The sequence below is a fragment of the Agromyces sp. Y558 genome, assembly GCF_059445415.1.
Genome location: NZ_JCAIUH010000001.1, coordinates 2,432,931 through 2,451,059, shown reverse-complemented (window position 1 = coordinate 2,451,059; position 18,129 = coordinate 2,432,931). Strand labels below are relative to the sequence as shown.

The 18,129-nt window shown below is 69.8% G+C and carries 17 protein-coding genes; 3 read left to right on the top strand and 14 right to left on the bottom strand.

Annotated features, from left to right (window positions below; all coding sequences use genetic code 11):
- Positions 1 to 52: 52 nt before the first annotated feature.
- The 9 genes from AC1C2T_RS11415 to AC1C2T_RS11375 all read right to left on the bottom strand — a co-directional run bounded on the left by AC1C2T_RS11415 (position 53) and on the right by AC1C2T_RS11375 (position 10,257).
- The gene (locus AC1C2T_RS11415; protein ID WP_495385326.1) at positions 53 to 1,144 is read right to left on the bottom strand and encodes an aldo/keto reductase; all 1,092 of its coding nucleotides are present in this window, start codon (positions 1,142 to 1,144) and stop codon (positions 53 to 55) included.
- Between the two features lie 100 nt (positions 1,145 to 1,244).
- Positions 1,245 to 2,060, bottom strand: coding sequence for an HpcH/HpaI aldolase/citrate lyase family protein (locus AC1C2T_RS11410; RefSeq protein ID WP_495385325.1), 816 nt, complete (start codon positions 2,058 to 2,060; stop codon positions 1,245 to 1,247).
- Complete coding sequence (locus AC1C2T_RS11405) at positions 2,057 to 2,617, bottom strand: MaoC family dehydratase (RefSeq protein ID WP_495385324.1); 561 nt, start codon at positions 2,615 to 2,617, stop codon at positions 2,057 to 2,059. The genes AC1C2T_RS11410 and AC1C2T_RS11405 overlap by 4 nt, the downstream gene beginning before the upstream one ends.
- A 9-nt stretch (positions 2,618 to 2,626) precedes the next feature.
- Complete coding sequence (locus AC1C2T_RS11400; protein WP_495362672.1) at positions 2,627 to 3,787, bottom strand: acyl-CoA dehydrogenase family protein; 1,161 nt, start codon at positions 3,785 to 3,787, stop codon at positions 2,627 to 2,629.
- Between the two features lie 8 nt (positions 3,788 to 3,795).
- Complete coding sequence (locus AC1C2T_RS11395; protein ID WP_495385419.1) at positions 3,796 to 5,859, bottom strand: acetyl/propionyl/methylcrotonyl-CoA carboxylase subunit alpha; 2,064 nt, start codon at positions 5,857 to 5,859, stop codon at positions 3,796 to 3,798.
- Positions 5,860 to 5,976: 117 nt separating this feature from the next.
- Positions 5,977 to 7,329, bottom strand: coding sequence for a cytochrome b/b6 domain-containing protein (locus AC1C2T_RS11390; RefSeq protein ID WP_495385323.1), 1,353 nt, complete (start codon positions 7,327 to 7,329; stop codon positions 5,977 to 5,979).
- 324 nt (positions 7,330 to 7,653) lie between these two features.
- Positions 7,654 to 8,640, bottom strand: coding sequence for an electron transfer flavoprotein subunit alpha/FixB family protein (locus AC1C2T_RS11385; RefSeq protein WP_495385322.1), 987 nt, complete (start codon positions 8,638 to 8,640; stop codon positions 7,654 to 7,656).
- Positions 8,641 to 8,651: 11 nt separating this feature from the next.
- Positions 8,652 to 9,428 (bottom strand): electron transfer flavoprotein subunit beta/FixA family protein, encoded by a 777-nt coding sequence (locus tag AC1C2T_RS11380; RefSeq protein ID WP_495385321.1) that lies wholly within the window; start codon positions 9,426 to 9,428, stop codon positions 8,652 to 8,654.
- 265 nt (positions 9,429 to 9,693) lie between these two features.
- Positions 9,694 to 10,257 (bottom strand): TetR/AcrR family transcriptional regulator, encoded by a 564-nt coding sequence (locus AC1C2T_RS11375; protein ID WP_495385320.1) that lies wholly within the window; start codon positions 10,255 to 10,257, stop codon positions 9,694 to 9,696.
- 102 nt (positions 10,258 to 10,359) lie between these two features.
- On the opposite strand from AC1C2T_RS11375, the gene AC1C2T_RS11370 reads away from it, so the two are divergent.
- A complete protein-coding gene (locus AC1C2T_RS11370) occupies positions 10,360 to 11,085 on the top strand; it encodes an MBL fold metallo-hydrolase (RefSeq protein WP_495385319.1) in 726 nt (241 codons plus the stop codon).
- Positions 11,086 to 11,228: 143 nt separating this feature from the next.
- Here the strand turns inward: AC1C2T_RS11370 and AC1C2T_RS11365 are convergent, their stop codons facing one another.
- On the bottom strand, positions 11,229 to 12,836 hold the full coding sequence (locus AC1C2T_RS11365) for a carboxyl transferase domain-containing protein (RefSeq protein WP_495385318.1): 1,608 nt from the start codon (positions 12,834 to 12,836) through the stop codon (positions 11,229 to 11,231).
- A 100-nt stretch (positions 12,837 to 12,936) separates the two neighbouring features.
- Between AC1C2T_RS11365 and AC1C2T_RS11360 the strand changes: the two genes are divergently transcribed.
- Entirely contained in the window at positions 12,937 to 13,605 is a 669-nt protein-coding gene (locus AC1C2T_RS11360) for a TetR/AcrR family transcriptional regulator (protein ID WP_495385317.1), read from the top strand.
- Positions 13,584 to 14,066, top strand: coding sequence for a GNAT family N-acetyltransferase (locus AC1C2T_RS11355; RefSeq protein WP_495385316.1), 483 nt, complete (start codon positions 13,584 to 13,586; stop codon positions 14,064 to 14,066). Before AC1C2T_RS11360 ends, AC1C2T_RS11355 begins: the two co-directional genes overlap by 22 nt.
- Positions 14,067 to 14,089: 23 nt before the next feature.
- Here the strand turns inward: AC1C2T_RS11355 and AC1C2T_RS11350 are convergent, their stop codons facing one another.
- From AC1C2T_RS11350 to pdhA, 4 genes are read right to left on the bottom strand one after another with little or no spacing between them, the layout of a single operon-like run.
- Positions 14,090 to 14,401: a 4a-hydroxytetrahydrobiopterin dehydratase gene (locus tag AC1C2T_RS11350; RefSeq protein ID WP_495362662.1), complete on the bottom strand. Its 312-nt coding sequence runs from the start codon at positions 14,399 to 14,401 to the stop codon at positions 14,090 to 14,092.
- A 55-nt stretch (positions 14,402 to 14,456) separates the two neighbouring features.
- Positions 14,457 to 15,860 (bottom strand): dihydrolipoamide acetyltransferase family protein, encoded by a 1,404-nt coding sequence (locus AC1C2T_RS11345; protein WP_495385418.1) that lies wholly within the window; start codon positions 15,858 to 15,860, stop codon positions 14,457 to 14,459.
- Between the two features lie 5 nt (positions 15,861 to 15,865).
- Positions 15,866 to 16,876 carry an alpha-ketoacid dehydrogenase subunit beta gene (locus AC1C2T_RS11340; protein ID WP_495362661.1) on the bottom strand — a complete coding sequence of 337 codons (1,011 nt, stop codon included), beginning with the start codon at positions 16,874 to 16,876 and terminating at the stop codon, positions 15,866 to 15,868.
- Complete coding sequence (gene pdhA, locus AC1C2T_RS11335) at positions 16,873 to 18,057, bottom strand: pyruvate dehydrogenase (acetyl-transferring) E1 component subunit alpha (RefSeq protein ID WP_495385315.1); 1,185 nt, start codon at positions 18,055 to 18,057, stop codon at positions 16,873 to 16,875. Before pdhA ends, AC1C2T_RS11340 begins: the two co-directional genes overlap by 4 nt.
- Positions 18,058 to 18,129 lie beyond the last annotated feature (72 nt).

Genomic DNA, 18,129 nt, shown 5'->3' with positions numbered 1-18,129 from the left:
CGGGCGACGTCGCACTTCGCCCCGATCGACGTCATCGACGTCATCGACGTCGTCAGGCCGAGGCGCGGTCGAGCTCGACGATCTCCGAACGCGCCAGTTCGACGGATGCCGCGGCCACGAGCGCATCTACCTGCTCTGGCCTGCTCGCACTGACGACCGGGGCGGCCACGGTGGGCTTGGCGAGCAGCCAGGCGAGGGCGATCGCCGCGGGCTGCACTCCGTGTGCGAACGCGACCTCGTCGACGGCGGCGAGCACCCGGTGCCCGCGTCGCCCGAGGTGGCGCGCCTGGCGTTCGCCGCGGGCGTCGTGGCGAACATCGGCACGACGGCGCAACTGGCCGCCGAGGAATCCGTTGGCAAGACCGAAGTAGGGCATCACCGCGAGCCCTTGCGCGTGCGCAACGAGCTCGGGAGCGCCCTCGAAGGGGCGGCGATCCATCAGGTTGTACTTCGTCGTGTACGCCTGGAACCGGGGCAGGCCGTTGGCGGCGAGCACTCTCGCCTCGATGAGGCGTTCCGGTGTGAAGTCGGCCGCGCCGATCGCGCCGACCTTGCCGGCCGAGATGAGGGCGTCGACGGCGCCGAGGCTCTCTTCGAGCGGCACGTCGCGGTCATCGCCGTGGAAGTAGAGCAGGTCGATGCGGTCGATGCCGAGGCGCAGGAGCGAGTCGTCGACGGCCGCGACGAGTTCGGCCGGCGCGAGCCCGCGGTGGTCGGGGTGATGGCCGACCTTCGTCATGACTGCCATGCGGTCGCGCGTGCCGCGGGCGGCCATCCACTTGCCGATGATCGACTCGCTGCGGCCCGCGGCGTAACTGTCGGCCGTGTCGAGGAGCGCGCCACCGACCCCTGCGAAGCGATCGAGCACCTCGAAGGCCTGCTCGGTGCTGAGGGTCCAGCCGAAGGTGCTGCCGCCGAGCGCCAGCGGGTGAACATTCAGCCCGGTATCGCCGATCGTGGCGCGCCGCGCCACCATGATGGGACCGGAGAGCGAGTTCGTCGCGACCGCCTCGACGTGGAGCCCCTCGAACGTCGTCGTGAACTCGTCGTGCGGCATCGTCTCAGCCGGCATCGTCTCGGCCAACGCGAGCGTTGCCTCTCCGGCGCTCGTCGCGTGCGCCCGGTATAGGTGTCGTCGTGCCACGCTCCCCTCCTCCCCAGGATTGACTCCGAGAATACGGGTGGATACGTGCTCGGGGTTTGCGATCCGTGGAACGGCGGGTGAACTGTTACCGAATTGTTCTTCACGCTCCTGCGCGGCGCACGAGCGCCTCGGCCTGCCGCAGCAGCGGCGCATCGACCATTCCGCCCCTGAAAGCGAACACCCCGGGCTCGTTCTCGGCTGCGGCGAGCACCGCGCGCGCCCACTCGAGTCGATCGGCGTCTGGCCGGTACGCCTCGCGCACGACGTCGACCTGCGAGGGGTGGATGCACGCCGTGGCGGCGAAGCCGACGGCAGCGGCATCCTCGGCCTCGGCCCGCAGGCCATCGAGGTCGGCGATCTCGAGGTGCACCGTATCGATCGCGGCGATGCCGTGCGCGGCCGCGGCGAGGCACACCTGGGACCTGGCATGCCTCGCCACGTCGCGGTAGCGGCCGTCGGCGAACCGGCTCGACGATCCGCCGAGCGAGGCGACGAGGTCTTCGGCGCCCCACATGAGCGCCGAGACGTTCGGGATCGCCGCGATGTCGTTCGCCGCGAGTACGCCTTTCGCCGTCTCGCACAGGGCGATGACCTCGAAGTCGGCGAGGTCGACGAGATCGGCAGTACCCTCGCACTTCGCGAGCATCACGGTGCGGTATCCGGTCTCGGCGAGGGCCGCGAGATCGTCGGCGAAGTGCGGGCCGGATGCGGGGTTCAGGCGCAGGATCACCCGCTCGGGATCGAGTGGTGTGCCCAGAAGCGCGAGCCGCGCGCTGTGCTTCGCCTCATCGGCGACGGCATCTTCGAGGTCGAGGATCACGGCGTCGGCGCGTCCGAGCGCCTTCACGTAGCGGTCGGGGCGGTCGGCCGGGCAGAAGAGCAGGGCCGGGCCGAAGCGGAACGGCGGATGCGTCATCCGCTCGTCTCCTCGTCGGCGGCATCGGCCACGCCGGCCGCCAGCCGCCCGCCGGCGATCGCCGCCTGACGCTCCCCCGAATCTCGGAACCACACGAGCGTCGAACGGGTCGCGTGTGCGACCTCGACGCCGTGCTGGTTGCGTCCGATGTGGCGCAGCGTCACGATGCCCTGCCCCGGCCGCGACGTCGACGGCCGCGTCGCGACGATGACGGTCTCGCTGTAGAGCGTGTCGCCGTGGAACAGCGGCGCAGGGAACGCGACCTCGGCGAAGCCCAGGTTCGCGACGATCGTGCCCTGCGTGAGCTGGGCGACGGATGCCCCGACGATCGTCGCGAGCGTGAACATCGAGTTGACGAGCCGCTGACCGAACGGCTGGGTCTCGGCCCACGCCGCATCGAGGTGGAGCGCCTGCGTGTTCATGGTGAGCGTCGTGAACAGCACGTTGTCGGCCTCGGTGACCGTGCGGCCCGGGCGGTGCAGGTAGCGGGTGCCCGGTTCGAACTCCTCGAACCAGAGCCCGCGCTCCACGACCTCACGCATCGGAACATCCGTCATGGTGACCTCCTAGTCGAGGCCCAGCTCACGCGCGATGACCATGAGCTGCACCTCGTTCGTGCCCTCGCCAATCTCGAGGATCTTCGAGTCACGGTAGTGCCTTGCCACGAGGCTCTCGTTCATGAAACCCATGCCGCCGAAGATCTGGGTGGCATCGCGTGAGTTGAGCATGGCGGCGTCGCTCGAGACGAGCTTCGCCATCGCGGCCTCCTTCTTGAACGGGAGACCCGCGTCGACACGCCGAGCGGCGTCGTGCCAGGCGAGGCGGGACGTGTACACGCGCGCCTGCATCTGAGCGATCATGAAGGCGATGTACTGATGCGAGGCGATGGGCACGCCGAAGACGTTGCGCGTCTTCGCGTACGCGAGCGCCTCGTCGAGGCAGCCCTGTGCGACGCCCGTCGAAAGGGCGGCGATCGCGACGCGGCCCTCGTCGAGCGTGCGCAGGAAGTTGGCGAAGCCGCGGCCCCGATCGCCGAGCAGGTTGGCGGAGGGCACCCTCACGTCGTCGAACGTCAGCGGGTGGGTGTCGGAGGCGCGCCAACCCGACTTGTCGTATCCCGGCCCTACGGTGAATCCGGGCGTGCCGTTCGGGACGATGATCGTCGACAGCTCTTTCGAGATCGAGCCGTCGGGCCGCGACCGCTCACCCGTCACGGCGGTGACGGTGACGAACTTGGTGATCGGCGTGCCCGAGTTGGTGATGAACTGCTTCGAGCCGTTGATGACCCATTCGTCTCCGTCGAGCACCGCCGTCGTGCGCGTGGCGCCGGCATCGGAACCGGCCTCGGATTCCGTGAGGCCGAACCCGGCGAGCGAGCGTCCGGCCACGAGGTCGGGCAGGTATTCGGCCTTCTGCTCATCGGTTCCGTGACGGAAGATCGGCATGGCCCCTAGCCCGACGGCGGCCTCGAGGGTGATCGCAATGGACTGGTCGACACGGGCGAGGGCCTCGATCGCGAGCCCCAGCGCCATGTAGTCGCCGCCCTGGCCACCATGCTCCTCGGGGAACGGCAGGCCGAAGAGGCCGAGTTCGCCCATCTGTGCGACAACGTCCATCGACAGCGTGTGGGTGCGGTCGGCCTCGTACGACTGGGGTGCGACCACAGTGTCGGCGAACTCGCAGACCATGTCGTACAGCTGCTGTTCCTCGGGGCTCAGGTCGTGCATGGTGCTCCTCATTCCTGGTGGGATGTGTGTGCGACGGCGCCCTCGTGAGGGCCGTCGGTCGACTCGGCGGATGCCATCGGGTGCGGCTCGATGCGTGCGACCGCTTGGTCACGACCCACGAGGTCGCCCACGGCGACGTTGAGTCGCACGGTGCCGCCGAGTGCGGCGACGACGCGGTGCTCCATCTTCATCGCCTCGATGGCGACGATGGCGTCGCCGGCCTCGACGGTGTCGCCATCCATGGCGAGCACCGCGGTGACCGTTCCCGGCATCGGTGCGCGCAGCTCGGGGTCGGCGGCGAGACTGCCTCCGCGTTCGATCCCGGCGCGGCGTTGTTCGGCGTGGGCACGACGATCGATGCGCACGAAGGCGGCCGACTCTCCATCGCGGTGCACCCAGACGGCACCATCGTCGTCGACCCGGACCACCGTTTCGCTGGGGCGGGCGGGGTCGGCGCCGTCGGGCTGCACCACGACCGGGCGCACGTCGTGCGGATGATCCCGCGGGGCGAGCAGCACCTCGGTTGGGTGCACGGATCCCGGACGCCAGCCCGTGGCTGACTGCCAGGCCCTCGGCCCTGCGGCGGTCGACGCGAGCCGGTCGGCGCCCTCGTCACGCGCGAACGCACGCGCAGCCGCGTCGACGAGTGCGGGCGACAGGTCGGCGTGGTCGAGCTCGGGCAGCCGGTCGATGAGTCCGGTGTCGAGGTCGCCCGAGCGCACCGCGGTGTCTGCGAGCAGGCGCCGGAGGAAGGCGATGTTCGTGTCGACGCCGAGCACGACGGTGTCGGCGAGTGCGCAGTCGAGTCGGTCGAGGGCCTGTGCGCGATCGGCGCCGTATGCGATCACCTTGGCGATCATCGGGTCGTAGTGGGCGGTGATCTCGACGCCTTCGTCGATGCCCGCGTCGACTCGCACGCCCTCGCCCGCCGGGGCTCGCCATGCGAGCACCGTGCCTGTGGACGGGAGAAAGCCGCGGTGCGGGGTCTCCGCATAGACGCGCGCCTCGATTGCGTGCCCGTGCAGCTGGATCTCCTCCTGCGTGAAGGCGAGCGGCTCGCCCGAGGCGATGCGAAGCTGCTGCTCCACGAGGTCGATACCGGTCACGAGCTCCGTGACGGGATGCTCGACTTGGAGCCGGGTGTTCATCTCGATGAAGAAGAACTCGTCGGGCGCGACATCCGACACCAGGAACTCGACCGTGCCCGCACCCAGGTAGTCGACGCTGCGGGCCGCATCGCACGCGGCCCGTCCGATACGTGACCGCGCCGCGGTGTCGAGCAGCGGCGAGGGCGACTCCTCGATGACCTTCTGGTGCCGGCGCTGCAGGGAGCATTCGCGCTCGCCGAGGTGCACCACGGTGCCGTGCGCGTCGGCGAGCACCTGAACCTCGATATGCCGGGGTCGCTCGATGAGCCGCTCGATGAGCAGCGTGTCGTCTCCGAAGGCGGCGAGCGCGATGCGGCGAGCCGCGGGCAGTGCGGCGGCGAGTTCCTCGGCATCGCGGGCGACCTGCATGCCCTTGCCGCCGCCGCCAGCCGACGGCTTCACGAGCACCGGGAATCCGACGGGCCCGGCAGCAGTGAGCAGCGCAGCGTCGTCGAGGGTCGGGTCGGCGACGCCCGGCACCGTCGGTACCCCCGACTCCTCGACGTGCTGCTTCGCACGGATCTTGTCGCCCATGACGTCGAGCGCCTCGATGCCCGGCCCCACGAATACCAACCCGGCGTCACGGCATGCCCGGGCGAAGCCGGCATGCTCTGAGAGGAACCCGTAACCCGGGTGCACCGCCTCGGCGCCGGTCTCGAGGGCGGCGGCGATGATGCGCTCGGGGTCGAGATAACTCTCGGTCGCAGGCGCCGGACCGATGCGCACGGCCTCGTCGGCGAGCCGCACGTGCGGCGCGTCGGCATCGGCATCGGAGTAGACGGCGATCGAGCGGATGCCGAGGCGGCGCAGCGTGCTGATGACGCGAACGGCGATCTCGCCGCGGTTTGCGACGAGCACTCGGGCGAAGGGGCGCGGCGCCGAGGAGTGCAGCTTCGGCTCCGATGCAGGATCGGGCGAGCTCATGAGCGTGACCATCCGCGCCTCTCTGCGACGTTGCCTGCGCGCTCATCCAGTTAGCGCGCACTAACTGGAATTGATGTTAGCGGTCGCTAACTGAAATGACAAGCGCCCAGCGCCGACTCAGCCCCGACCGACCTTGCCGAACATCCCCGCGATCGGGGCGAGCACGGTCGGGCGAGCCGCGACCCACGCCGCTGCGATCACCACGAGAGAGGCGACGAAGATCCAGAAGCCCAGCCAGTTGTCGGCATCCTGAGCCGCGTACATGTGGTTCAGGTTGCGCAGGGCCCCGGTCGTGAAGACCAAGACGACGTGCACCGCGATGAAGGCGACGAAGTACAGCATCACCGGGAAGTGCACGGCGCGCGCCCACTCGACGGGGTAGACGCGGCCCAGCGTTGTCGCGTTCTTCGGCCACAGCCCCGACATGCGCACGCCGGTCAGCGCGGCGAGCGGTGCCGCGATGAAGATCGTCGCGAAGTAGGCGAGCACCTGGAGGCTGTTGTAGTTGACCCACCCGTGCTCGAGCGGCCAGTTCAGCGACAGATACTGCAGGCCGGCCGAGATCGCATTCGGAATGACCTCCCAACTCGTCGGCACGACGCGCATCCACTGACCGGTCGCGAACAGGAGCACGACGAAGACGATGCCGTTGACCAGCCACAGGACGTCGAGCGCCTGGTGGAACCACAGGTTCAGGCTGATCTTGCCCTGCCCGGCCTTCGACCATCGCGGCGTCCAATAGGCGGCCGGTCGCTTCTCGGTGCGCACCTGGAGACCCGAGCGAATGATGAGCACGATGAGGAAGACGTTGAAGAAGTGCTGCCAGCCGAGCCACGCCGGCAGACCCACCGGCGCCCCGTCGGGCAGGTGCGTCTCGCCGGGGTAGGTCGCGAGGAAGTCCTGCATGAAGTCCAGCCCGATGAACCACCGCGTGAGCTGCACGACGACGGTCGCGGCGCCGATGATCGCGAGAATGCCGACAACGGATGCCCCGACCCACTGCTTTCGCGTGAGTGGGCCGTATCGATTCGGACCGGATGCCGCGGGGGTGCTCTCCTGCGTCGCGGGCTCGGTCGTGCGCGGCACGGCGGATCCCGGGGGCGCCGAAGCCGCTTCGGCAGCAGCAATTTCGGGAACGGTCGCGGCAACGGCAACGTCGGGCGCGGGTGCTGCTGCGGGAAGTGTTGGTTCTGGGGCGAGGGCAGCCGCGGGAAGCGGAGCGGCTGGTACCGAAGCCGCGACTGGCGCCGGGGCGGCAGCGGCTGCTGCGGCCGGCGCGAACGTCGACGACGGCCACGGGTCTCCCCCGGCGACCCGCGGCAGCCCGCGCCGGACTGCACGGGCGGACGCCGCCTCGGGCGCGGCGGCCGGGGCCGCCTCTCGTGTGGCTGGCTTCGGAACGGCGGGCGAATCCGTCGACTCGCCGACACCCGTGGGCGGTGCGACGGCTGCGGCCCCAGCATCGGTCACTTCGGAGGTCGCTGCGTTGGGAGCCTGGCGGGCCTCCGGCCACGGCCGGCCACCCGCCACGCGCGGAAGCCCGCTTCGAAGGCGAAGATCCTGTCCCGATCCCTGTCCCTGTCCCGGTGCCGGTGCCGGTCCCGGTGCGACGGCTGCAGGAGCTCCCGGCATCGACGCAACAGTTGCCGCCGCAACCGGCACCGCAGCAGCCGCGTGGGTGTCAGTCGGCGCAGGGACGAGGTCGCCGGGCGCGTCGCCGGGCGGAGGCCAGGCGTCACCGCCGCGCTGGCGGGGCAGTCCGCGGCGCAGATTCCGCGCGTGGGAGGCCACTGGTCACCGCTTCCGCTCGGCAAGTGCGCTCATGAGCTGCGGCACGATGGTGAAGACATCGCCGACGACGCCGAAATCGGCGACCTCGAAGATCGGCGCGTCGGGGTCTTTGTTCACGGCGACGATGTGCTTGGCGGTCTGCATGCCGGCGCGGTGCTGGATCGCACCCGAGATGCCGAGCGCGATGTATAGCTGCGGTGACACCGAGACTCCGGTCTGCCCCACCTGGTGGCTCACCGGGATGTAGCCGGCGTCGACAGCGGCGCGGGATGCGCCGATGGCGGCGCCGAGCGCGTCGGCGAGATCTTCGACGAGCGCGAACTTCTCGGCCGAGCCGAGGCCGCGACCGCCCGAGACGACCCTCGTCGCTCCCCGCAGTTCGGGCCGGCTCGACGCCTCGGTCACGGCCTCGACCGACTCGACGACCGCGAACGCTGCGCCCGAGGCCGGCACGTCGAGCGGCTCGAGCGCAACGGGCCGTGCCTCGGCACGCACGTCGATGGCGCCCTGGCGCACGGTGACGACGAGCGGTCCGAACGTCACCGCCGAGCCGACGCTGTACGCACCGCCGTAGACGGAGTGGCGAGCGACGATGCCCTCGTCGTCGCGCGAGACACCGATCGCGTCGACGGCGATCGGGGCTCTCGTGCGGGCGGCGAAGCGGCCCGCGATATCCCGGCCGTCGATCGAGTTCGAGATCAACACTGCGTCGGGCGCGACGGCCGCCGTGGCGGCCTCGAGCGCATCGACATGCGGGATCGTGAGCTGAGACTGCGTCGAGGTCTGCTCGACGACGAGCACCCGCTCGGCCCCGGCAGCAGCAGCCTGCTCGGCGAGCGCCTGCGCCTGACCGGGCGCGATGACCGCGAGCGCAACGGGCGTGCCGACGAGCGAGGCGGCGCCGAGAAGGCCGGCCGCACTGGTCGCGAGCTCACCGTTCGGCGAGGTCTCGAGGAGGACGAGGATCGAGTCTGCGGGGTAGTCGGGCATGGATTCCTCTCTCAGACGAGCCGGTTCTCGGTCAGGTACTCGGCGATCTTCGTGCCGCCATCGCCCTCATCGATGACCTTGACCCCCGCCGTACGCGGTGGCTTCTCGGCGATGGCGGTCATGATCGATACTGCGACCGAGAGATCGTGCGGCTCGATGCCGAGATCCGCCGCGCTCAGTGTCTCGAACGGCTTCTTCTTGGCCGCCATGATGCCCTTGAAGTTCGGGAAACGGGCGTTGGGGAGCGCCTCCGTGATCGAGACGACAGCGGGCAGTGTGGCGCTGACGCGCATGGCGGCATCATCGGTGGTGCGCGTACCCGACACCGAGTCGGCCGCGATCTCGATCGATGAGAGAGCGGTCGCGTTCGGCACGTCGAGCAGTTCGGCGAGCATCGCGGGAAGTACGCCGCCACTGCCGTCGGTCGAGAGGTTGCCGGTGATGACGAGGTCGAACCCCGTTCGGCGGATCGCGGCGGCGAGTACGCGGGCGGTCAGTCCGAGATCCGCTCCGGCGAAGGCGGGGTCCGCGACGTGCACTGCGGATGCCGCTCCCATCGCGAGACCCTTGCGGATCGTCGCGGCGGCACTCTCGGGAGCCATCGATATGACGACGACATCGGCGTCGTCGTGAGAGTCGGCGAACGACAGCGCCACCTCGAGGGCCCGCTCGCTGATCTCGTCGAGCACGGCTTCGCTCGCGGCACGGTCGGCGAGCCCCGTCTCGAGGTCGAGCTTGCGTTCCCCGTACGTGTCGGGGACCTCCTTGACGAGGACGATGATCTTCATCGGGCGCGGGTCCTTTCCTCTGCCGGTGGGCAGCGTCGCACACCGGAGCCAGTCGAGCCGACCGCGATGTTCATGATCCCGTTCGACGCAACGCCTCGCTGGAATGGAGACACGGCCGCTCTCCCGCCCGATCGGGCGTGCTCAAGAGCCTGGCCATCGGGGCCTCCCTGTGACGTTGCCTCGCGCGCTCACGGTTAGCGGGCATTAACTGGATCCGATGTTAGTGCCCGCTAACTGAAATGGCAAGAGTCGCGCATGACGTGGCTCACGCGCGCAAGGCCAGAGCGTCCGTGAGGCTCGCGATGCCGAACTCGAACGCGCGATCGACCTCGCCGCCGAGGCGGAACGCGCCCGAGAGCTCCATCGCGACGAACCCGTTCAGCCAGGCGGTCACCGTTCGCGCCGCATCGAGCGCGCGATCCTCGCCCGAGAGCTCCGCCGCGACGCGGATCACGGTGGCGCTCGCCCGCACGAGCGACTCGGGATCGAGGTCGAGATCGGCGCCCGGGCTGAACACGAGCCCGAATGCGACCGGCCGCTCGCGTGCGAAAGACCTCACCGCGCGCGCCAGTGCCGCCAACGCCCGTCGCGAGTCGGTCTCGACCGCGGCGACGGCATCGAGCCGGTCTCCGAGCTCGCGGATGGTCGCCTCGGCGACGCGTGAGACGAGTTCGCTTCGATTGCGGACCCGCTTGTAGAGCGAAGGCGCGCGCACCCCGACGCGAGCGGCGACGGCTTGCATCGTGAGACCCGAGAGACCGCCCGATTCGAGCAGGGAGCGTCCGGCGGCGACGATCTCGTCGAGCGAGGTGCGGTCGGGTGTCGGCATCGGAACTCCATCCGTCGTTCATCACGGCTATTGACCGTAGCCATCATAGCTATGTAACATAGCCATCGTCCCCCAGGCACACCCTGACTGCAAGGAATCACGATGAAGCTCGGCCCCTCCCTCCACCGCATCGGCTCCGATATCGTTGCCGTCTACCTCGTCGACACGCCCGAAGGCATCACCGTCATCGACGCCGGCCTCGCCGGGCAGTGGCGAGAACTCATCGCCGAGCTCGAAACGATGGGCCGCTCCCTCGACGACATCCGAGGCGTCGTACTCACCCACGGCGACACCGACCACATCGGCTTCGCCGAGCGCCTGCGCCGCGATCATGGCGTGCCCGTCTACGTGCATGAGGCCGACGCGGCTCGCGCTCGCGGCGAGGTCTCGACCAAGCCCGAGTGGGGTCATCTGAAGGTCGGGGCGACCGCGCGATTCCTCTGGTACGCGATCACGCACAACGGGCTTCGCACCACCCCCCTCACCGAGGTCGTCGCCATGCATGACGGCGACGTGCTCGACCTGCCGGGCGCACCGAAAGTGATCGCGATGCCCGGGCACTCCCCCGGCAGCATCGCGATCCACGTGCCCGTCGCCGACGCGGTCTTCGTCGGCGACGCGCTCACGACCCGCCACGTGCTCACCGGCGCGGTCGGCCCGCAACCGGCCCCGTTCACCGACGACCCCGCCGAGGCGCTCGCCTCGCTCCGACGCCTCGAGGGCCTCGGCGCCACTTGGGTGCTGCCCGGCCACGGCACGCCGTGGAACCGCGGCGTCGATGAGGCCGTGCGCGAGGTCGAGCGGGCGGCCGCGGCATCCGCTTCGTGACCGAGTGCACCTGACGCGCCGAACGTGCAGGTAGCGCCCCTCAAGAGGCACCAACTGCACTCTCGGCAGGCACACTGCGACTCACGACCCACGACCCACGACGCGGGAGCGGACTCCAACGCGGCCGCCGACGCGGACGCGCCCTACATGCGGAAGAGTCCGAACGCGGGCTCGGGCAGCGGAGTGCGACTCGCCAGTTCGAGAGCGAGGGAGAGCACCGTGCGCGTGTCCTCGGGTGCGATGATGCCGTCGTCCCACAGCCGAGCGGTCGAGTGGTACGGACTGCCCTGGTCATCGTACTGGGCCCGGATCGGATCCTTGAACGCCTGCTCAGCGGCATCCGGCCAGTCTTCGCCCTTCACGGCGAGCTGGTCGCGCTTGACGGTCGAGAGTACGGATGCCGCCTGCTCGCCACCCATCACGGAGATGCGTGCATTCGGCCACATCCAGAGGAACCGCGGCGAGTAGGCGCGCCCGCACATCGAGTAGTTGCCTGCGCCGAACGAACCGCCGATCACAACCGTGAACTTCGGCACCCGCGTCGTCGCGACCGCGGTGACCATCTTCGCGCCGTGCTTGGCGATACCGCCCGACTCTGCATCGCGACCGACCATGAAACCCGAGATGTTCTGCAGGAAGACGAGCGGGATGCCGCGCTGGTCGCAGAGCTCGATGAAGTGCGCACCCTTCATGGCCGACTCGCTGAAGAGCACACCATTGTTCGCGACGATGCCGATGGGGTGTCCGTCGATGTGAGCGAAACCTGTGACGAGCGTGTCGCCGTACTCGCGCTTGAACTCGGTGAACTCGCTGCCGTCGACGAGGCGGGCGATGACCTCGCGCACGTCGTAGGGCTGTTGCACGTCGAGCGGCACGGCCGCCGTGAGCGTCGATGGGTCGACAGCGGGCGGGCGAGACTCGCGCACTACCCACGCGCGAGGCGATTGCGCTGGAAGGGTCGCCACCATGTCGCGCACGAGTTCGAGGGCGTGCTCGTCGTCTTCGGCGAGATGATCGGTCACCCCTGAGACCCGCGAGTGCAGTTCGCCGCCGCCGAGCTCTTCTGGCGTCACTATCTCGCCGATCGCCGCCTTCACGAGCGGCGGGCCGCCGAGGAAGATCGTGCCCTGGTTCCGCACGATCACGGTCTCGTCGCTCATGGCCGGCACGTAGGCGCCACCGGCGGTGCATGAGCCGAGCACTGCGGCGAGTTGCGGGATGCGCATCGACGAGAGTTGCGCCTGGTTGAAGAAGATGCGACCGAAGTGCTCACGATCGGGGAAGACTTCGTCTTGCAGGGGCAGGAACGCCCCGCCCGAGTCGACCAGGTAGATGCACGGCAGCCGGTGCTCCTTCGCGACCTCCTGGGCGCGCAAATGCTTCTTCACGGTCATCGGGTAGTAGGTGCCGCCCTTGACCGTGGCATCGTTGCAGACGACGAGCACTGGGCGCCCGTGCACGAGTCCGATGCCGGTGATGATGCCCGCACCGGGCGAGTCTCCCCCGTACAGCCCGTCGGCCGCGAGCGGCGAGAGCTCGAGGAACGGGCTGCCCTCATCGAGCAGGCGATCGACGCGGTCACGAGGCAGCAGCTTGCCACGCGCGACGTGACGTTCACGGGATGCCGCGGGGCCGCCGGCGGCAGCTGTCGCGACCTTCTCACGGAGTTCGCGTTCGAGCACCGTGTGCCCGGCGGCGTTCGCGCGGGCCGCCTCACTGACGGGGTCGATGCCGCTGTGGAGAGTGCCCATTCCGCTTCGCCTTCGAGCTCGGCGCGGCCCCTTGTGCGGGTGCGCAATTTCGGTTAGTGTGCACTAACTCGATTCCCGATGTTAGCGAGCATTAACCGAGATGGCAACCACTTCGAGCGCGGTCGATCAGGCCGACACCGGCTTCACCACCGACGACGAGGTCGATGCGGCCGCAGCCGTCGTCACGACCGAGCGCAGCCGGCAGAAGGCCGACCGCCGCCAGGCGATCCTCACCGCAGCAGCCACGCTCTTCGCCGAACGAGGTTACGCGGGCGTCACGATCGAAGACCTCGGCGCCGCCGTGGGCGTGCGTGGCCCTGCGGTGTACCGCCACTTCCCCGGTAAGGCCGCCGTGCTCGCCGCGATCCTCCAAGGTGCGAGCCGCACACTCCTCGACGGCGCCGAGCGAGTGATCGGCGAGACGCCCGACGCAACATCCGCCCTGCACCGGCTGATCGCCTTCCACGTCGATTTCGCGCTCGGCGACGCCGACGTCATCCTCGTGCAAGACCGGGAGCTCGAGCAGCTCGATGTCGGCGCCCGGCACGAAGTGCGACTCCTCCAGCGTCAGTACGTCGAACACTGGGTCGACACCCTCGAAAGACTCCGGCCCGATCGGGCCGAGACGGAGCTCAGGTTCCGGGCACACGCCGCCTTCGGTCTCCTGAACTCCACTCCGCACAGCGCCCGCATCCCTGGGCGCAGACCTGCCGACGGCACCGTCCGCGGCATCCTGGAGGAAATGGCATGGGCGAGCCTCATGTCGTGACCCTGCGCGCGACCCGCGTGGGCGATCTCGACGCACTGTTCGGCTTCGAACAAGATCCTGTGGCCGTGCGCATGGCCGCGTTCACCCCGACCGACCCGAGAGATCGCGCCCTGTTCGACGCCCACTGGCAGCGGTTGTTCGACGACCCCACGGTCGATGCGCGCACCGTTCGAGCCGACGGAGACATCGTGGGCAGCGTCGCCCGCTGGCTCGAAGACGGTACCGCCGAGGTCACCTGCTGGATCGACCCCGGGCACTGGAACGAAGGCATTGCGACGCGCGCGATGCGGCTCTTCCTCGACTCGTTCTCCGAGCGGCCGGTGCGGGCGCGGGTCGCAGCTGACAATGCCGCGTCCATCGCCCTGCTCGAGACGCTCGGCTTCCGCCGCACGGGCGGCGACGTCGCGTTCGCGAACGCCCGCGGCACCGAGATCGAGAAGTTCACCCACATCCTCGAATAGAGCGGGCGGATGCCGCGGCGCGCTCAGTTGGCGGTGCGCGCGCCCTGCTCGGCCGCGAGCACGCCGATGCGTTGCGCGAGTGACACGTCACGCGGGGTGACACCGCCAACATCGTGCGAGGTCAGTTCGAACTCGACACGGCCCCAGCCCAGCCGCACATCGGGGTGATGGTTCAGCTCGTCGGCGACGACCGCCACGGCATCGAGGAGCCGCACCGCGCTCGCGAAATCGTCTGTCGCATATTCGGCAACCAAATGATCCTTGACGTGGATGAAGGCCGTTCCGGCGAGCCCGTCGGCAGTGTCGGCGGGCGAGAGGATGGTGCGTTCGTCCATGTGTCCATCCTCCCGCCGCCGCGTCGATTGCGCCAGAGGGTGCCGACGCCCACTCTCAGGCCATGGTCAGCGCGCGGCCCGGCTCACGAAGGATCGTGCCGATATCGGCGAGGAACCGGGACCCCTGCGCTCCGTCGACGAGACGATGGTCGAACGAGAGACTCAGCGTCATCAACTCGCGCAACGCGATCTCGCCGCGGTGCTCCCACGGCTGGCGGCGCACCGCCCCCATCGCGAGGATGGCCGCCTCGCCCGGGTTGAGGATGGGCGTGCCCGCGTCGATTCCGAACACCCCGATGTTCGTGATCGAGATCGTGCCGCCGGTGAGCTCAGCGGGGGTCGTGCGGCCCGCACGCGCGGTCTCGGCAAGCGCGGCGATCGCGTCAGCGAGCTCGATGAGCGTCATGCGCCCCGCGCCCTTGACGTTCGGCACCACGAGTCCCCGCTCGGTCGCCGCGGCGATGCCGAGGTTGACACCGTCGAAGCGAACGATCTCCTGCGCGTCCTCGTCCCATCGCGAGTTGACTTCGGGCGTGCGGCGGGCGGCGAGGCACACGGCCTTCGCGACGACCGTGAGCGGGGTCACCTTGTGCCTGGCGAGGTCGCGATCTTCACGGATGCCGCGGAGGAGCTCCATCGTCGCCGTCACATCGACGGTAAGGAACTCGGTCACGTGCGGCGCCGTGAACGCGCTTCGAACCATCGCCGCCGCGGTGTGCTTGCGCACGCCCTTGATCGGGATGCGGGTCTCCGCTGGCGCGTCGACCGAGCCCGCTGGAGTGAGCGACGAGACGTCGTCGGGCACCGGCATCGCGAGACCGGACGCCGCGCGTTCGACGTCGTCGCGCGTGATCAGTCCGCGCTCCCCGGTGCCCGTGATCGTCTCGAGGTCGATGCCGAGGTCGCGGGCGAGCTTGCGCACTGGCGGCGTCGAGCGTGGACGCTCGGCCTGACGGGCCGCATCGGCCGGCGACGCGGATGCGTCGGGGGCGGCATCAGCGGGCACCCCGGCCATCTCGGGCAGCGGCGGAACGAGATCGTCGACGAGCGCCGTGCGACGTGCGCGCCGCTTCGGTCCCGACTCCGCTGCGGCGCCGTAGCCCACGAGGTTCGGGCCGGGCGCGGGATCGGACGCAGCGCTTTCGGAGCTGGCCTCGGGCGACTTCGGCATCGACGTCTGCGTGGCGGTCGAGGCATCCGTCACCGCGGCAGCGTCGGACTCCCCCGTGTCGCACGAGAACAACGGCGCGCCCACCTCGACGGTCTCACCCTCTGCCGCGTGCAACGCCGTGACGACGCCAGCGAACGGCGACGGCAGCTCGACCACGGCCTTGGCGGTCTCGACGTCGGCGATGATCTGGTTGAGTTCGACGCGGTCGCCGACGGCGACCCGCCAGGCGACGACCTCGGACTCGGTGAGGCCCTCGCCGAGGTCGGGCAGTGCGAAGGCTCTGATCATCGTGCTCACGCCGTCGCCCCGCTCATCGAGTTCGGTCGCCCGAGGACCCGGTCGACGCCGTCGAGGATGCGATCGAGGTCGGGCAGGTGGTGGCGCTCGAGCTTCGCCGGCGGATACGGGATGTCATGGCCGGTGACCCGCACTGGCGCGGCCTCGAGGAACTCGAAGCAGCGCTCGGTGATCGAGGCCGCGAGCTCGGCGCCGACGCCGCCCTGCTGCCCCGCTTCGTGGGTGATGACGAGGCGGCCGGTGCGGCGCACCGAAGCCTCGACGGTCGCGTAGTCGACCGGCGCGAGCGAACGCAGGTCGATGACCTCGATCGAAACGCCGTCCTCGGCGGCAGCGATCGCTGCGTCGCGCGCGGTCTGCACGAGCGCGCCGTACGTCACGAGCGTGACGTCGGCGCCCGTGGTGACGGTGGTCGCGACGCCCATGGGTCGGGCGTCGGCGAGGCTCGCCGCCTCGTCGACCTCTCCCTTCACGTGGTAGCGCCGCTTCGGTTCGAAGAAGAGCACGGGGTCGTCACTCGCGATGGCCTGACGGATCATCACGTAGGCGTCGGCGGGATTCGAGCACGCGACGACGCGCAGGCCCGCGGTATGCGCGAAGTACGCCTCGGGCGACTCGGAGTGGTGCTCGGCCGCGCCGATGCCGCCGCCGAACGGCACGCGGATCGTGATCGGCATGCGCACGTTGCCGCGAGAGCGGTAGTGCAGCTTCGCGACCTGGGCGACGATCTGGTCGAAGCCCGGGTAGATGAAGCCGTCGAACTGGATCTCGACGACCGGGCGGAAGCCGCGATACGCGAGCCCCACCGCCGTGCCGACGATGCCTGCCTCGGAGAGCGGCGTGTCAACGACCCGCTTCGCCCCGAACTCGGACTTCAGGCCGTCGGTGACGCGGAAGACCCCGCCGAGCGTGCCGATGTCCTCGCCCATGAGCACGACCTTGTCGTCGTCGGCGAGCGCGCGACGAAGACCTGAGTTGAGCGCCTTTGCAAGCGTGAGTGTGGTCATCGTGTGTCTCCTTCGGCGGTGACGGATGCCGCGGCATCCCCACTGCCCTCCGTCGACGCAGCGTCGAACATCGCGAGGTAGCGCGTGTAGTGCTCGCGCTGCCGCTCGAGGTGGCTGTTGGGCTCTGCGTACACGTGGTCGAAGACCGTCAACGGCTCGGGATCGGTGATCGTCGTGATGGCGGCGCGAAGCTCGGCGGCGGCGCGGTCGGCCTCGGCCGTGACGTCGCGTTCGAGGCTCGCGATGTCGACGCCGGATGCCTCGAGCAGCGCGAGCACGCGCGACAGCGGATCGCGCCCGCTCCACTCGGCGAGCTCGTCGTCGGTGCGGTACCGCTTGGGGTCGTCGGCCGTCGTGTGCGGGCCCATGCGATAGGTCACCGCCTCGATGAACGTGGGCCCTTCGCCCCGTCGCGCGCGGTCGAGGGCGATGCGGGTCGCCGCGAGCACGGCCAGCACGTCGTTGCCGTCGACGCGCACGCCCGGCATGCCGAAGCCATCGGCTCGACGCGCGAGATGCTGCTTCGACTGCAGGCCGACGGGCTCGGAGATGGCCCACTGGTTGTTCTGGCAGAAGAACACGACCGGCGCGTCGAAGCTGGCGGCGAACACAAGGGCCTCGTTGACGTCGCCCTCGCTCGTGGCGCCGTCGCCGAAGTAGGCGACGGCTGCGGTGTCGGTGCCCTCCCAAGCCGCGCCCATGGCATAGCCGGTGGCGTGCAGCGCCTGCGCGCCGATGATGATCTGAGGCACGGCCATGCCGTGCTCGTACGGGTTCCAGCCCGAGGCCGCGGTTCCTCGCCACACCGAGAGGAGCTCGGCCGGCTGCACTCCGCGGCACCAGGCGAGCGCGTGCTCGCGATAGCTGGAGAAGATGAAGTCATCGTCGCGGAGTGCACGCCCGGAGCCGATCTGCGCCGCCTCCTGGCCGGCGAGCGGCGGCCAGAGTCCGAGCTCGCCCTGCCGTTGCAGCGCGGTCGCCTCGGTGTCGATGCGCCGCACGATCGCCATGTCACGGTAGAGGCGGCCGAGGGCCTCGAGGTCGACATCGGCGACCCACGGGTCGAAGTCCGCGTTCGAACGGCGCTCGCCGGTCGGGCTGACGAGCTGCACGAAGTCGTCTGGCCGGGTGAACTCGCGCTGCGTGAGGAGCCCGGTGGCGTCTCGGTCGGATGGGGTCATCGTCGATCCTCGCTGTCGGCGGGCTCGCTTCGTGGGCTGCCCGCGCCCGGCGGCTCTGCCGGATACCCAGAT

Coding starts and splice junctions, on each gene's coding strand:
- AC1C2T_RS11380 (WP_495385321.1), bottom strand. CDS start 9,428: ATGAAGATCATCGTCCTCGTCAAGGAGGTCCCCGACACGTACGGGGAA.
- AC1C2T_RS11400 (WP_495362672.1), bottom strand. CDS start 3,787: ATGCACGACCTGAGCCCCGAGGAACAGCAGCTGTACGACATGGTCTGC.
- AC1C2T_RS11395 (WP_495385419.1), bottom strand. CDS start 5,859: ATGAGCTCGCCCGATCCTGCATCGGAGCCGAAGCTGCACTCCTCGGCG.
- AC1C2T_RS11360 (WP_495385317.1), top strand. CDS start 12,937: ATGGCAACCACTTCGAGCGCGGTCGATCAGGCCGACACCGGCTTCACC.
- AC1C2T_RS11345 (WP_495385418.1), bottom strand. CDS start 15,860: ATGATCAGAGCCTTCGCACTGCCCGACCTCGGCGAGGGCCTCACCGAG.
- AC1C2T_RS11340 (WP_495362661.1), bottom strand. CDS start 16,876: ATGACCACACTCACGCTTGCAAAGGCGCTCAACTCAGGTCTTCGTCGC.
- AC1C2T_RS11355 (WP_495385316.1), top strand. CDS start 13,584: ATGGGCGAGCCTCATGTCGTGACCCTGCGCGCGACCCGCGTGGGCGAT.
- pdhA (WP_495385315.1), bottom strand. CDS start 18,057: ATGACCCCATCCGACCGAGACGCCACCGGGCTCCTCACGCAGCGCGAG.
- AC1C2T_RS11385 (WP_495385322.1), bottom strand. CDS start 8,640: ATGCCCGACTACCCCGCAGACTCGATCCTCGTCCTCCTCGAGACCTCG.
- AC1C2T_RS11370 (WP_495385319.1), top strand. CDS start 10,360: ATGAAGCTCGGCCCCTCCCTCCACCGCATCGGCTCCGATATCGTTGCC.
- AC1C2T_RS11375 (WP_495385320.1), bottom strand. CDS start 10,257: ATGCCGACACCCGACCGCACCTCGCTCGACGAGATCGTCGCCGCCGGA.
- AC1C2T_RS11350 (WP_495362662.1), bottom strand. CDS start 14,401: ATGGACGAACGCACCATCCTCTCGCCCGCCGACACTGCCGACGGGCTC.
- AC1C2T_RS11410 (WP_495385325.1), bottom strand. CDS start 2,060: ATGACGCATCCGCCGTTCCGCTTCGGCCCGGCCCTGCTCTTCTGCCCG.
- AC1C2T_RS11405 (WP_495385324.1), bottom strand. CDS start 2,617: ATGACGGATGTTCCGATGCGTGAGGTCGTGGAGCGCGGGCTCTGGTTC.
- AC1C2T_RS11365 (WP_495385318.1), bottom strand. CDS start 12,836: ATGGGCACTCTCCACAGCGGCATCGACCCCGTCAGTGAGGCGGCCCGC.